The sequence below is a fragment of the Tistrella bauzanensis genome (assembly GCF_014636235.1).
Taxonomy (GTDB): domain Bacteria; phylum Pseudomonadota; class Alphaproteobacteria; order Tistrellales; family Tistrellaceae; genus Tistrella; species Tistrella bauzanensis.
Genome location: NZ_BMDZ01000004.1, coordinates 68,254 through 82,266, shown reverse-complemented (window position 1 = coordinate 82,266; position 14,013 = coordinate 68,254). Strand labels below are relative to the sequence as shown.

General features: G+C 67.4%; 13 protein-coding genes and 1 pseudogene. 5 read left to right on the top strand and 9 right to left on the bottom strand.

Translation table 11 applies throughout. The features are described from left to right. Positions 1-66 precede the first annotated feature (66 nt). Together IEW15_RS03175 and IEW15_RS03170 are read right to left on the bottom strand one after the other, a co-directional pair. Positions 67-867, bottom strand: coding sequence for an enoyl-CoA hydratase/isomerase family protein (locus tag IEW15_RS03175; protein WP_188574829.1), 801 nt, complete (start codon positions 865-867; stop codon positions 67-69). A gap of 24 nt (positions 868-891) precedes the next feature. Continuing rightward, positions 892-1,641, bottom strand: coding sequence for an SDR family NAD(P)-dependent oxidoreductase (locus tag IEW15_RS03170; protein WP_188574827.1), 750 nt, complete (start codon positions 1,639-1,641; stop codon positions 892-894). A 131-nt stretch (positions 1,642-1,772) separates the two neighbouring features. On the opposite strand from IEW15_RS03170, the gene IEW15_RS26290 reads away from it, so the two are divergent. Further along, entirely contained in the window at positions 1,773-2,354 is a 582-nt protein-coding gene (locus IEW15_RS26290; RefSeq protein WP_188574825.1) for an AMP-binding protein, read from the top strand. Further along, the gene (locus IEW15_RS26285) at positions 2,263-3,333 is read left to right on the top strand and encodes a class I adenylate-forming enzyme family protein (RefSeq protein ID WP_188574824.1); all 1,071 of its coding nucleotides are present in this window, start codon (positions 2,263-2,265) and stop codon (positions 3,331-3,333) included. Before IEW15_RS26290 ends, IEW15_RS26285 begins: the two co-directional genes overlap by 92 nt. A 140-nt stretch (positions 3,334-3,473) precedes the next feature. On the opposite strand, the gene IEW15_RS03155 is transcribed toward IEW15_RS26285, so the two are convergent. The 3 genes from IEW15_RS03155 to IEW15_RS03145 are packed head-to-tail and all read right to left on the bottom strand — an operon-like array spanning position 3,474 to position 7,355. Next, on the bottom strand, positions 3,474-4,658 hold the full coding sequence (locus IEW15_RS03155) for an acyl-CoA dehydrogenase family protein (RefSeq protein ID WP_188574821.1): 1,185 nt from the start codon (positions 4,656-4,658) through the stop codon (positions 3,474-3,476). Beyond that, positions 4,655-5,767: an acyl-CoA dehydrogenase family protein gene (locus tag IEW15_RS03150; RefSeq protein ID WP_188574820.1), complete on the bottom strand. Its 1,113-nt coding sequence runs from the start codon at positions 5,765-5,767 to the stop codon at positions 4,655-4,657. The genes IEW15_RS03155 and IEW15_RS03150 overlap by 4 nt, the downstream gene beginning before the upstream one ends. Before the next feature lie 28 nt (positions 5,768-5,795). Continuing rightward, positions 5,796-7,355, bottom strand: coding sequence for an AMP-binding protein (locus IEW15_RS03145; protein ID WP_188574818.1), 1,560 nt, complete (start codon positions 7,353-7,355; stop codon positions 5,796-5,798). Positions 7,356-7,685: 330 nt separating this feature from the next. Between IEW15_RS03145 and dctP the strand changes: the two genes are divergently transcribed. From dctP to IEW15_RS03130, 3 genes are all read left to right on the top strand, one after another. Beyond that, on the top strand, positions 7,686-8,750 hold the full coding sequence (gene dctP / locus IEW15_RS03140) for a TRAP transporter substrate-binding protein DctP (protein ID WP_188574816.1): 1,065 nt from the start codon (positions 7,686-7,688) through the stop codon (positions 8,748-8,750). 148 nt (positions 8,751-8,898) lie between these two features. Beyond that, positions 8,899-9,432 (top strand): TRAP transporter small permease, encoded by a 534-nt coding sequence (locus IEW15_RS03135; RefSeq protein WP_188574814.1) that lies wholly within the window; start codon positions 8,899-8,901, stop codon positions 9,430-9,432. Positions 9,433-9,438: 6 nt separating this feature from the next. Continuing rightward, complete coding sequence (locus tag IEW15_RS03130) at positions 9,439-10,779, top strand: TRAP transporter large permease (protein ID WP_188574812.1); 1,341 nt, start codon at positions 9,439-9,441, stop codon at positions 10,777-10,779. A gap of 135 nt (positions 10,780-10,914) precedes the next feature. On the opposite strand, the gene IEW15_RS03125 is transcribed toward IEW15_RS03130, so the two are convergent. The 4 genes and pseudogenes from IEW15_RS03125 to IEW15_RS03105 form a co-directional block, all read right to left on the bottom strand. After that, on the bottom strand, positions 10,915-11,094 hold the full coding sequence (locus tag IEW15_RS03125) for a hypothetical protein (protein WP_188574810.1): 180 nt from the start codon (positions 11,092-11,094) through the stop codon (positions 10,915-10,917). Between the two features lie 26 nt (positions 11,095-11,120). Next, a pseudogene (locus tag IEW15_RS25740) lies at positions 11,121-11,648 on the bottom strand (hypothetical protein). Between the two features lie 5 nt (positions 11,649-11,653). Next, positions 11,654-12,814 carry an acyl-CoA dehydrogenase family protein gene (locus IEW15_RS03110; protein WP_188574805.1) on the bottom strand — a complete coding sequence of 387 codons (1,161 nt, stop codon included), beginning with the start codon at positions 12,812-12,814 and terminating at the stop codon, positions 11,654-11,656. Continuing rightward, positions 12,811-14,013, bottom strand: coding sequence for an acetyl-CoA acetyltransferase (locus IEW15_RS03105; RefSeq protein ID WP_188574803.1), 1,203 nt, complete (start codon positions 14,011-14,013; stop codon positions 12,811-12,813). The genes IEW15_RS03110 and IEW15_RS03105 overlap by 4 nt, the downstream gene beginning before the upstream one ends.

Sequence of the window (14,013 nt, the reverse complement as noted above, 5' to 3'; positions counted from 1 at the left end):
TCCTGTTGACGGAAAGGAAGGGCGTGTCCGGCAATGAGCGGGCGCGTCCGGCAATGGGTGGCGGGTTCAGGGGCGGCGGGATGCCAGCCGTGCCCGGACGGCGGCGATGCTCTCGCGGTATTCCGGACCCATGACCAGGCTGCTGACGGCCAGTCGCTCGACATTGCGGCCCTGCGCGCGATCGAGATCCGTGGCGAGTTCGATCGCGAGCTTGCCGGCGGCGACCGCCTCGGCGGGAAGGGTGGCGAGATGCCGGCAGAAGCGCATCGCCGCCTCGTCCAGCCGGTCGTCGTCATGGACGTCATGGACGAGGCCGGCGGCGAGCGCCTGATCGGCATCCATGCGCATGTTGGTGATCACCAGCCAGCGTGCCCAGTGCGGACCGACGATGCGGGTGAGGCGACTGATGCCGCCTGATCCCGGCAGGCCGCCGAGTGCAATCTCGGGCAGGCCATAGCGTGCGCTGCGGCCGGCGATCCGGAAGTCGCAGGCAAGCGACAATTCAAGCCCGCCGCCCAGGCAGGGGCCTCGATGGATCACGACGACCGGCTTTTCCACCGCCTCGATCATGTCGAACAGGGGATGCAGGCTGCCGCGGCCGCCCCGATACCAGCGCCGGAACGCGGCCGGGCCGGCGAAATCGGGATCTGGAAAGAGCGGGCTGTTGAGATCGGCCCCGGCGGAGAAGAAGCGGCCCTCGGATCTGATCGCCATGACCCGCGATGCCGGGTCGGCCGCGAAGGTCTCGACAGCACGGGACAGGCCGTCGGCGACCGCGAGATCGATGGCGTTGTGCTTTGCCGGGCGACGGATGGTGACGGTCATGACGCCATCGGACAGATCGGTTGCAATCGTGTCTTCGACCATGGAAATTCTCCGGTGGCGGCAAGGTCAGCGGGCGGTGACGCCGCCATCGACGGGCAGGGCCACGCCGGTCACGAAGGATGCCGCGTCCGAGGCGAGCCACAGGGCGGCCTCGGCGATTTCCTCAGGCCGCCCCAGCCGGCCCATGGGAATGGAGGCGAGCAGCCGGGCGCCGATCTCCCGGCCGTGCTCACCATCGATCAGCGCGCGGAGCATGGGCGATGAGACCGGTCCCGGGCAGATGGCGTTCACGCGGATGCCGTCGGGCGCATAGCGGATGGCGAGGGATTTCGCGAGGCCGACCAGGGCGGATCTGGTGGCCGAATAAAGCGGGTTCTGGATCGATCCCACCAGACCCGCGACCGAGGAGGTGAGCAGAATGGCGCCGCCGCCGGCCGCCCGTATCCGCGGCAGCGCCTCGCCGCAGGTCAGGACCGTGGCGGTCAGATTGATGGCCATCATCGTGTCATAACTGGCAAGATCGAGGGATTCGAGGGCGGGACCGTTGATGCCGGCGTGATTCCACAGCACGTTCAGCCCGCCGAGCGATCCGGCGGCCTCGGCCACCAGGCCACGAACCCCCGCCGGATCGGACAGATCGCGCTGGATGGCCACGGCGTGGCCGCCCTGATCGCGTATCTCGCGGCTGAGGGCCTCGACGCCGGGGCCGTCGATATCGACCAGGGCGAGCCGGGCGCCTTCGCGGGCGAAGACCAGCGCGCCGGCGCGGCCCATCGCCGACGCTGCGCCGGTAATCAGCACCTGTCGTCCCTGCATATGCCTCCGCCCCTGTGTGTGCATCCGGCGTCCTCCCGGGTGCTTGCTACTATAGATTATAGTAAGCTTGCATATCTAAAATACGATAACAATAGACGGACGAAACAACCACCATCCAAGGGGGGACCTTCATGCGTGTGAGTGGCCCACCGATCGATCGGGCAGCGGTGGCGTGGATCGCCGATCTGCCGGCGCGCTTCGCCGCCGAGACGCCGGACAAGCCGGCCATCGTCTTCGATGGCCGCGAGACCAGCTTTCGCGCGCTTGAAGACGGCAGCCGGCGGCTGGCCGCCCGATGGCAGGTGGAGGGGTTGGAGGCGGGGGCCGTCATCGCTTGTTTCGGCCGGAACAGCGACCTGTTCTATCAGGCCCTGTTCGCCTGCGCGCGTGGCGGTTATGTGCTGGCGAGCCTCAACTGGCGCTATGCGGTGGCCGAGCTTGCCTATGTGCTCAACGACGCGCGGCCCGCGCTTCTGATCGATGATCCGGATTTCGCTGATCTGGTGGCGGAGGCGCTCGACGGCGAGGCATCGCGGCCGGCCCTGCTGCCGACCACGGCTGAGGCCGGGCCAAGGCTGGCGGCGGCGCTGCATGGTCCGGCGGGACAGGCGCCCCGGCGCCATGACGATCATCTATACCAGTGGCACGACCGGGCGCCCCAAGGGGGTTCTGTTCAAGCATGGCGCGGTCAGCGCCTTTCAGTCGGCCTATGACGCCTCGCCGCAATGGGATGACTGGCGGCGCGACGATACAGGCCTGTCGGCCATGCCCAATTTCCACATGGCCGGCATCGGCTTCATGATGATGGGCCTCGCGGTCGGCGCCACGATGATCCACACGGCCGATCCGTCGCCGGCCAGCCTGATCGCCCTGTGCAACCGCCACGCCGTGACACGGATCTTCATGGTGCCGACCGTGATCCGGATGGTGCTCGACGACATTCGTCGGACCGGCGCGCCGGCCCCAAGGCTTGCCGGGCTCTATTACGGTGCCTCGCCCGTCGGCTCCACCCTGCTGAACGAGGGGATCGCCGCCTTCGGCTGCGGCTTCACCCAGTTCTACGGCATGACCGAGGCCTGCTCGACCCATGTTCTGGGCCCGGCCGAACACGATCCCGCGCGGCCGCATCTGATGCGCTCGGTCGGTCGTCCGCTCGCCGGTGTCGCCTGCGAGATCCGGCGGCCGGATGGCGCCGTCTGCCCGCCGGGCGAGCATGGTGAGATCTGGATCCGCAGCGACATGCTGATGGCCGGCTATGCCAACCGGCCCGAGGACACGGCCGAGGCGATCGTGGATGGCTGGTTCCGGACCGGCGATGGTGGCTATGTCGACGCGGAGGGCTATCTGTATCTGACCGACCGGCTGAAGGACATGATCATCACCGGCGGCGAGAACGTCTATCCGATCGAGGTGGAGGACGTGATCATCGATCATCCAGCGGTCGCGGCGGTTGCCGTCGTCGGTGTGCCGGATCCGGTCTGGGGGGAGCGGGTGACGGCGGTGGTGGAGGCCGCCGGCGACGGGGCCGGCCCGGATCTCGACCAGCTTCGAGACTTCGCCCGGCACCGGCTGGCGGGCTATAAATGTCCACGCGCCCTGGTGGTGGTCGACGCGCTGCCCCGCACGGCATCGGGCAAGATCCAGCGGGCGGCGGTCCGCGATATGCTGAAGGCCCCGCGCGACGCGCCGTGAGGATATCGGCCACGCCGACACCGGCATCAGATGCCGCCGCCCCATCTCCGCCGGCATGGCGAGGATGGGGCGGTGGGGCCCTCGGCCGGATAAGGGGGTGCCGGACGAGGCGCCAGCCGGGCCGGAACCGTCGGGGGATGTCAGAGGACGGTTTTGGCGATGATGTTGCGCTGAATTTCGTTGGTGCCGCCGAAGATGGACCAGCAACGGCCATAGAGATAGTGATGCGCCATGGCCGATGCCTCATGCGCGGCGGTCTGCGGCAGGTTGGGCGCGTCGTGCACGAGCGCCGGATCGTGCACGGCCCCATACGGACCCGACAGGTCGAGGGCGACCTCGGTCATGGCCTGGAGAACCTCCGTGCCACGGATCTTCAGCATCGAGCCGTCGGCGCCGACCGGCCGGCTATCAGCCCAGGCCGCGACCAGCCATGCCTCAAGCGCGACCAGGGTTCGCAGGCGGACAGAGAGGCCGGCGACACGGTCGGCGAGCCGTGCCCGCAGGCCGGCCGGAACCGCCGGGTCGGCCTGGACGGCCGCGTTCATGGCGCGGATGTGCCGCATCAGCCGCAGTTTGGGCCCGGTATCCGCGATCGACATGCGCTCGTGGCCAAGAAGGAACTTGGCGATCGCCCAGCCCCGGCCCTCTTCCCCGACCAGATTGTCCGCCGGCACGATCACGTCGTCGAAGAACACCTGATTGGTGTGGTGCTGGCCATCGATGGTGATGATCGGGCGGATCGTGATGCCGGGCGTGGTCATGTCGATCAGCAGAAAGCTGATCCCGTCCTGCCGTCGGCCACCGTCGGATGTCCGCACCAGACAGTGCATCCAGTCCGCCCAATGGGCCTCGGTCGTCCACATCTTGGTGCCATTGATCCGATAGACATCGCCCTCGCGCACGGCACGCGTTCTGAGTGCCGCCAGATCCGATCCGGCGCCGGGCTCGGAATAGCCCTGGCACCACCAGACGTCGGAGGTGACGATGCCCGGAATGTGCCGCGCCTTCTGGGCGGGCGACCCGAAGACCTGGATCACCGGCCCGACCATGTTGACGCCATAGGGAATGATCATCGGGGCGCCGGCCAGCGCGCTTTCCTGCAGGAAGGCAAGCTGGCGGGCCGGCTCCCAGCCGGCGCCGCCCCAGGCCTCGGGCCACGCGCCGGTCAGCCATCCCCGGTCATTCAGGATCTTCTGCCAGCGGACATGATCGGATTTGCCCGGCGCGCGGCCCCGGGCGACCGTGGCCGCGATATCGTCCGGCAATGCATTGTGAACAAAGGCGCGGACCTCGGCACGGAAGGCCGGGATGTTGTCGGCTGTCATGTCCGGGCCTCCAGTTCGAGCAGCCGCGCGGCGCGGGCATCATGGGTACCGGCCTGACCACGGATGGCGGCGACACGGCGGAGATAGTGGCTGACGACGAGTTCGTCGCTCACCCCCATGCCGCCATGCAGTTGAACGGCCTCATGCGCGCAGTGCCGGGCGGCGGTGTCGGTGGCGAGGCTGGCCGCGAGGATCGTCTGCTCCCGATCAGGCTTCGGAGGCAGGTCGAGCGCGGTGATTGCGGCGGCAGCCATGGCCGCCGCCTCGGTGGCGGCGATTTCCATGTCGGCGGCCCGATGTTGAAGGGCCTGGAAGGTGGCAAGCGGCCGCCCGAACTGTTCCCGGATCCCCAGATAGGCGATGGTCGCGTCGGTGGCGGCCCGGGCCAGTGCCGCCGCCTCGACGGCCAGCCCCGCCAGGGTCCAGTCGAGGGCGTCGTGGATGGCGGCATCGGCGGCGGCGCCTTGAAGCAGGGCCGCCGATGCGGGCAGGGCCGTGTCGATGAACACGAGATCGGCCGCGCCGGCGCCGTCGATCAGCCGCAGCGCTGTCCGCTCGATCCCCGGCGCGGTCAACGGGCAGAGCAGGATAACCGTGCCGGCCAGGGCATCCCGGCCGGTGACGAGGACATGGCTTGCCACATCCCCATGGCGGACGGCCGGTTTGCGGCCGGTCAGCCGCCAGCCCGTGGCCGTGGCCGTGGCGGCCAGTCGCGGCGGCTGCCAGGGATCGAAGCCCTCGGTATGGGCAAGAGCCGGGATCATCGCTCCGTCGAGCATCGCCTCGATCGCGCCGGCCGCGCCCGCGGCCGCGAGGATGCGGCCGCAGGAGACGGCGGCGGTGAGCAGCGGTTCGACCGGCAGAAATCGTGCCAGCGCCATCTGCATGGCGGCGATGTCGGCCGGGCCGCCGCCGCAACCGCCCTGGGCCTCGCCAAAGGCCATGGCGGGCGCTCCCGCCTCCAGCAGCGCCGGCCACGCCGTCAGGCGGCTGGGGGTGTCGGCCGACACCCCGGCTCGTCTGGTCACCACGTCGCCCGCCGCCGCCATCACGCGTTCCAGCGTGGCGATCATCAGGCGATGGTCTTCCGTCTGGTTCGGCAGAAACATCCGGGCACCCATGAGAGGATGGAGAGGGTCACGATCCGTGGTCGGGCTCGGCGCGGAGCTGGTCGCGCAGCACGCGGCGCAGCAGTTTTCCAACGTCGGAACGCGGCAGACGATCGACGACGCGGATCTCGCGTGGCTGCTTGGTCCGGCCAAGCCTGGTCCGGCAGAAGCCCGCGACCGCGTCGACGAAGGCTGCCTCGTCGACCACCTCCTGCGATGGCACGATGAAGGCGATCGGTGTCTCGCCGTAATCGGCATGAGGCTTGGCCGCCACCGCGCATTCCGCGACCAGGGGCAGTTCCTCGATCGCGTATTCGATTTCCTGCGGGTAGATGTTCACCCCGCCCGACAGGATCAGGTCGCCCTGGCGATCGGCGAGGAACAGATAGCCGTCATCATCGATCCGACCGATCTCGCCCAGCGTCTGGAAGCCCTGGCGGCTGGTCTGGCCCGCGGTCTTCGCCGGATCCTTGTAATACTGGAAGGCGCTGATCCCGCTGAAGAACACCCGGCCGGTCCGGCCCGGCGGCAGTTCCTGATCGTCATCGTCGAGGATGTGGAGCACGCCCTTCACCGCGCGCCCGACCGATCCGGGCTTGCGCTGCCATTCGGCGCTGTCGAGGCAGGTCAGGCCGACACTTTCGGTGCCGGAATAGTATTCGGTGAGGATCGGCCCCCACCAGTCGATCATCGCGCGCTTGAGTTCGGGCGAGCAGGGTGCGGCGGCATGGATCGCGGTGCGATGCCAGGGGGCGTGAAAGGCCACCCGACGCTCGGCGGGAAGATCCAGCAGGCGCCGGAACATGGTCGGCACCCATTGCGACATGGTGATGCCGCGCGTTTCGATCAGGTGGAGCGCGTGTTCCGCATCGAATTTACGCATGATGACGGCGGTGCCACCAGCCGCGATCACGGCCAGCGACCAGCGGAGCGGGGCGGCATGATGGAGCGGCGCGGGCGAGAGATAACGCAGATCGGATGACAGGCCGAAGATCTGGATCAGGTCCCGCGCGAAAACCGGCGGCCCGTCGCCGGCATCCTCATGCGTCCACAGCGGCCGCCAGATTCCCTTTGGGGCGCCGGTCGTGCCCGAAGAATACATCATCAGCGCGCCCGGGGTTTCGTCCGGCACCGGCGTCGTCCGCATCGCGGCCAGGGCCGGCCCGAGGGGGTCGAAGCCCGGGATGTCCCCGATGGCATAGTGTTGCCGGTCGTGGGAGGGTTGCCGGCCCTGGTCGGGCATCGTCGCCAGCGGCGCCGTGGTGTCGGCATAACGGGCATCCGCCAGAACCATGCGCGCATCGCAATTGTCGACGACATAGGCGATTTCCCGGGCCGAGAAGGTATTGGCGACCGGGGTGTGGTAGAGCCCGCAGCGGTATGCCGCCCAGGCGATGGCGATGGGATCGGCGGTGTTGCCCAGAATGGTGGCGATGTGATCGCCCCGGGCCAGGCCGTGATGGCGGAAGAGCCGGGCATATCGGTTTGTGAGCGCTTCGAGGTCTCCATAGGAGACCCGCCCCTCGTCGAACTCGACGGCCGGCCGATCCGGGTCGCGATGCGCCCAGTCCCTCAATCCGTACTGCATCTCATGCTGCCCTTTTTGCACGGTTCCATCCCGATACGGTCTCTGTGCCGCTGATCGATTTATAACATACAGTATGCAAGGTTACTAGTGAGCCGGCGGCGAGACAAACGCCTTGCGCCCCGTCACGCACATGATAGTCTGTAATATGATATGCTAGCATACTAAATGCCATGGTCGGACGCCTGCGTCGCCATCCGGCACGCATTGCCTGACGATCGATGACAAGATGCGCAACCAAGGGAGGGGCCGTCGAAGAACGGCTCAGCGGGCGTCTGTCAAACCGACCGGCCAGGCCCACACCGAAAAATGCACCCAGGGAGGACTATCCTCATGACCCGTTCCTTTGACGTCAGGGCCATTCTGACGGCAGGCGTCGCGGCGATGACCGTCACGATGGTGGCAGGCATCGCGCCGGTCGCCGCGCAAACCACGCTCAGATATGCAGATTACAGCCCGAACCGCGGTATCCGCGCCGAGATGGTCGAGGATTTCCTGACGCAGATCGAAACGGAATCGGACGGTCGCATCAAGATCGAGCGCTATTGGGCACAAGCCCTGCTTTCCGGAACCAAGATTCTGGAAGGTGTGCGCAACGGCGTGGCCTCGATCGGAACCGTGACCGCCGATTACACGCCGAACGACCTGTTCGCCTATCGTGTCGGCGATCTGCCGGTGCGCAATCCACATGAGGTGGCGGGGGCGCTCGCCCTCTACGATCTCGCGACGACCAATCCGGTTCTGCAGGCGGAATTCGACCGTCTCGGGGTCGTCTATATCGCGAATTACAGCGTCGGCCCCATCCAGATGGTGTGCAACAAGGCAGAGCTTACGTCGGTCGATGATTTCGCCGGCAAGAAGACGCGCGCCGTTGGAACATGGAGCCAGATCTATGCCGCCCTCGGCGCGATCCAGGCGCAGGTGACGTTGTCGGAGACTTATCAGGCGCTCGGCTCCGGAATGATCGACTGCTCGCAGGCCTATGGCTACACGACCGAGTCGTACAAGCTCTACGAGGTCGCCACCAGCTTCACGGTGATCGATGGCGGGACGATTCAGGCCAATGGCATGGTCTTCAACAAGCGTGAGTTCCAGGCCCTCGACCCGCGTGATCAGGAGATGATCCGCCGGCTCGGGCGCGAACTGACGGAGGAGGTCGCGGCGGCGACCCGCGCGCGCAACCAGGATGTCATCGCCCGGCTTGAGACCGGAATCGACGGCCATGTCCTCGCTGTTCATCGCTTCGACGAAGCGGATCTGGCCAGGATCGACGAGGTCAGCCAGCCCTTCTTCGACGCGTTCGTGAAGGATGCCGCCGCGCGCGACATCGATGGCGCTGCCCTGCTCGCGGACTATCGCGCGGCGCTCGCGGCCCATCTCGAAACTGTCCGGCCCTAGGACCGGTCCCGATCAGGTGACATCATCTGATCGGGCAAACATCGTCTCTGGATCAATATCGTCGTGCGATGTCCGCGAGCCGGGGCGAGCGGACGTCACGCCAGTCGGTGGCGCACATCCGACCGTGGCCCGGAAAGACCCTTTTCCCATGCTCCAGACTGTCATCACCGCCGGGCACCGTGTGCTCGGCGGTCTCGAACGTTGTCTGCTCGTCGTCGCGTCGACGGCTCTCGTCATGATCGCGGCGCTGATCCTGATCGAGATCGTCGGGCGTTGGCTGCCGATCCTCCGGATTCCGGACAATGTCATCATCGTCCCCCAGCTCATGGTCGTGTCGATCGCCTGCGGCCTTGGCTGGGTCACCGGTCGCAACGGCCATATCGCGATCGACCTTCTCTACCGGCACATGGCGCCGCGATGGCAGCGCGTCTGTCACTGCCTTGCCCTGGCGGCCGGGCTGGTCATGGCGGTGCCGCTGGTGATCTGGGTCACTGAGGACGTTGCCACGCTCTATGCCTCGAACAGCTTCTATTTCGGCGAGCTCAAGCTGCCGGAATGGCCGGTGCGGACCGCGTTCCTGCTCGGGCTTCTGGCGCTTGCGGCCCGGTTGTGCCTGCAACTCGCCGGCCTGCTCGCCGGAGCGGACGATCCCGTGCCGGGCGATGCCGGACACGAGGGGTGATCGCTCATGGATCCGTACCTCCTCGGTCTCGTCGGCCTCGGTATCTCGCTGGTGCTCATCGCTCTCAGGGTGCCGATCGCCTTCGCGCTGGGCGCCGTCGCCCTGGTCTGCATCTTCCTGTTCTTCGCCCTGGCGGGTGGCGGCGCGCCGCGCTTCGCGATGGCGGTCACGCCGGCGATGACGCTGGCCTCGGGAACGCTGTTCCAACTCTTCCACAGTTATGAGCTGACGGCGATTCCGATGTTCGTGGCGCTTGGTCATGTCTGCTTTCGCGCGGGGATCACCAGCGATATCTATTTCGCCGCCCGGGTCTGGCTTGCCCGGGTTCCGGGCGGTCTCGCGATGGCGTCGGTTCTGGGATGCGGCGGTTTCGCCGCGATCTCGGGGTCCAGCCTCGCCTGCGCCGCCACGATGGGGCGGGTCGCGGTTCCCGAAATGCTCCGCTATGGCTATGACCAGCGGCTCGCCACGGGCTCGGTCGCGGCGGCGGGCACACTGGGATCGCTGATCCCGCCGGGTATCCTGTTCATCCTCTATGGCCTCTTCGCCGAGCAGTCGGTCGCCAGGCTGTTCATGGCGGGGGTCGTGCCGGGCATCATCTCGCTGGTCGGCTATTGGGTGGTGATCGGCATCTGGACCAGGCTCCGGCCCGGTCATGCGCCGGCGGCGACCGAGCGGTTCGATCTGTCGGCGCTTGGCCGGGCCATGCTGCACGCCTGGCCGGCCGTCACCATTTTCGTGATCATCATCGGCGGCATCTATGGCGGCGTCTTCACCGCCACCGAGGCGGCCGCCGTCAGCTTCGTGACCGGAACCGTGATCGCCTTCGCCACCCGCCGCATCACCATGGCCGGTTTCGTCGCGGCGCTCGCCGAGACCGCCAGCCAGACGGCGGCGATCTTTCTGATCGCCGGGGCGGCGAAGATCTTCGTGTCCTTCGTGTCCCTGACCGGCATTGCCCATGTGATGGTCGATCTGGTTCAGGTCGCGGATCCCGGGCCGGTCCTGCTGCTGCTGGGGGTGGCCGCGGTCTATCTGGTGCTCGGCATGTTCCTGGATCCGCTGGGTATCCTGCTGCTGACCCTGCCCTTCGTCCTGCCGCTGATCGAGCAGAACGGCTTCGATCTGATCTGGTTCGGCGTGATCCTGGTCAAGCTGCTGGAGATGGGGCTGATCACGCCACCGGTGGGCCTGAACGTCTTCGTGCTTGCCAGCGTCACGCAACCCAAGATCGCGATCGACAAGGTCTTTGCCGGTGTGATGCCGTTCTTCCTGATGGACATCGTCGTGCTGGGGTTGCTGCTTGCCTTCCCGGTGCTGTCGCTCTGGCTGGGTCAGGCGCTCTGACACCGGCCGGCGGTCGACGGTGCCGTAACGCGACGTGCCGACAAAAAAGACGCCCCGCAGGTTCGTCCTGCGGGGCGTTCATCCGCGTGCCATTCCGGGGGAGGCGCCGGGTGGCCATGGCGGAAAGTCGATGTCTCAGGAGAGCTGGATCAGCACCTTGCCGCGATTGTGCCCGCCATAGAGCAGGGTCAACGCTCCGGGGGCGGCCTCAATGCCGGGCAGGATGTCATAGTCGATGACCAGCCGACCCTCGCTGTGCCATGCGGCGAGCCGGTCGGCGGTGGCCTCGTAAAGCCGGGGATGATCGAAGATCACGAACCCGCTCCAGGTGAGCCGGCGGGTCAGAACCTCGCGTTCATTGCGCGGGCCCGTGGGCGCCGGGGTCCAGGCCGGCCCAGCCTGTCGAATACCAGAAGCGCCGTGAGGCCATTGATACCCAGAAGGCCCGCCATGTGTTCGAGCGCGACGCCATGGCGCGCCTGGCACACCACGTCGGCGGTGGTGGCGACGGCATAATCCTGCCAGCCGAACCAGCCATAAAGATAGCGGCCCTCGGGCATCGCGGGATCGCGTGAGGCGATCACCACGCCCACGGCCAGGGCGCGCATCGTCTGGCCGGGCATCGCGGGGGCGGCATAGTTCGTGCCGTCAGAGGCCTAGCCGCGCTGGGCCGGGTCGACCGAGAGATAGATGTTGCGCACCAGGAAGCTGCCAGCGCCGGGGGTCGGGACCGGCACCGTGTCCAGGTGGAAATCGGAGGCGCGCGGGATACCCGCCAACCGCCGGGTCAGGATGACCCGGCGGTTGGCGGTGGGCAGGCTCCAGGGCGGAATCCGGTCCGGGGCAGCGTCGGGCGGCCCGTCCGTCACATCCGTCACGACCGGTCCTCCCGCGTGAACAGGTCGCGTCCGATGATCTGCTTCATCACCTCGGCGGCGCCGCCGGCGATCCGGGTGATGCGCGCATCGACATAGGCGCGGGCGATCGGATATTCCTCCATATAGCCATAGCCGCCAAAAAACTGGAGGCACTGGTCGACGGTCTTGCAGTGCAGATCGGTCGCCAGCAGCTTCACCTTGGCGGCATCGACCGGGTTCAGATCGCCGGCGACGAAGCGGGCGATGCACCAGTCGACGAAAACCCGGACGCCGGTCACCTCGGCGTCGAGCGCCGCCAGCACGAACTGCGTGTTCTGGAAGTCGGCGATGGTGCCGCCGAAGGCCTTCCGTTCCCGCGTGTAGTCAACCGTCCAGCGGATCGCGCGCTCGGCGACGACGATGCTGCGGATCGCCTGGGTCAGGCGTTCCTGGGCGAGCTTGGTCATCATCATCGCGAAGCCGCGGTTCTCGTCGCCGAGCCGGTTGGCGACCGGCACCCGCACATCGGCATAGAACAGTTCCGAGGTGTCCTGTGCCTTCAGGCCGATCTTGTCGAGATTGCGGCCGCGCTGGAAACCGGCTGTGTCGGTCGGCACCACGATCAGGCTGACGCCTTTCGCCCCGGCCTCGGGATCGGTCCTGCAGGCGGTCACGACCAGATCGGCGTTCTGGCCGTTGGATATGTACACCTTCTGGCCGTCGAGCACATAATGGTCGCCGTCGCGCCGCGCCCTGAGGCGGATGTTCTTGGCATCGCTGCCCGCGCCGGGTTCCGTTATGCCGATGGCGCCGATCGCCTCGCCCCGCGCCATGCGGGGCAGCCAGTGGCGTTTCACCTCCTCGCTGCCCCAGGTGAGGATATAGGGCGCCACCATTTCGGAATGGACCATGAAGCCCGGGCCGGACAGGCCGGCGCGGGCCAGTTCCTCGATGACAACGACGTTATAGAGCCAGTCGGCGCCGGCGCCGCCATAGGCCTCGGGAAGGTTGCAGCAGAGCATGCCCATCTCGCCGGCGCGCCGCCAGACCGCGCGCGGGACGATCTTGGCGGCTTCCCATGCGGCATGATGCGGCACGAGTTCCGTTTCGACGAACCGCCGCACCGAGGCCCGGAACTGGTCATGATCCGGAGAGAACAGGTTTCGCGCGGCGGTCATGCGTGGAGCCCCAGGATCGAGATGGCGGCGATCCCCTGATAGGGCACACCGCCAAGATTGTGGGACAGTCCGAATACCGGGGCGGACAATTGCCGGGGGCCGGCGCGGCCGAGGAGCTGATTGTAGTTCTCGTAAGCCATGCGCAGACCCGAGGCGCCGATCGGATGGCCGAAGCATTTCAGCCCGCCATCCACCTGGCAGGGCACGCCGCCGCCCTCGCGGTCGTAGAAACCGTCGAGCACGTCGTGGACCGCGCGGCCGTCCTCGGAGATGAAAAGATCCTCCATCGTCACCAACTCAGTGATCGAGAAGCAGTCATGCACTTCCATCAGGCCGATCTGCCGGCGCGGATCGGTGATGCCGGCCTCCTCATAGGCCCGGCGGGCGGCGACGCGCGTGTTGCGGACATGGCTGCCGTCCCAGCCGCTGGTCGCCGTCTCGACACCCGAGCTGATCGCGAGCTGGATCGCCTTGATGGTGACCATGTCGCGGCGGCCGAGCGCGCGCGCGATCTCGGGCGTGGTGACGATCGCCGCGGCGGCCCCGTCGCTGACACCGCAGCAATCGAACAGACCCAGGGGCTCGGCGATCATGGGTGCCTGAAGGATGGCCTCCATCGTCACGGCCTTGCGCAGATGCGCCTTGGGGCTGAGCACGCCGTTCTGATGGCTCTTCCACGACACATGGGCGATGCCGCGCTTCAGATCCTCTTTCGAGATGCCGTGGCGCGCGCGATAGCCGGCGGCGAGCTGGGCGAAGCCGGCCGGGGCCGATCCCATCGGCAGCCAGAGGTCGTTGAAGGTGCCCTTGTACGGCGGCGGCAGGCCGCCATAGCCGGTATCCTTGAGCTTTTCAGCGCCGACGGCGAGCGCGATGTCGACGGCGCCCGAGGCGACCGCATAGGCGGCCCCCCGCAGCGCCTCGGTGCCGGTCGCGCACATGTTCTCCACGCGTGAGACCGGGATGCCGTCCAGGCGCAGTGCCATGGAGGCCGGAATGGCGGAATTGCCGACGTTCACCTGATCGATGCACGAGCCGAACCACGCCGCCTCGATGCGGTCCTTCTCGATACCCGCATCGGCGAGGGCCTCGTCGAACGCCTCGGCGAGAAGGCCGTCGGTGCCGACGTCCCATCGCTCGCCGAACTGCGAACAGCCCATCCCGATGATGGCGACCTTGTCCTTGATGCCGGTGGCCAT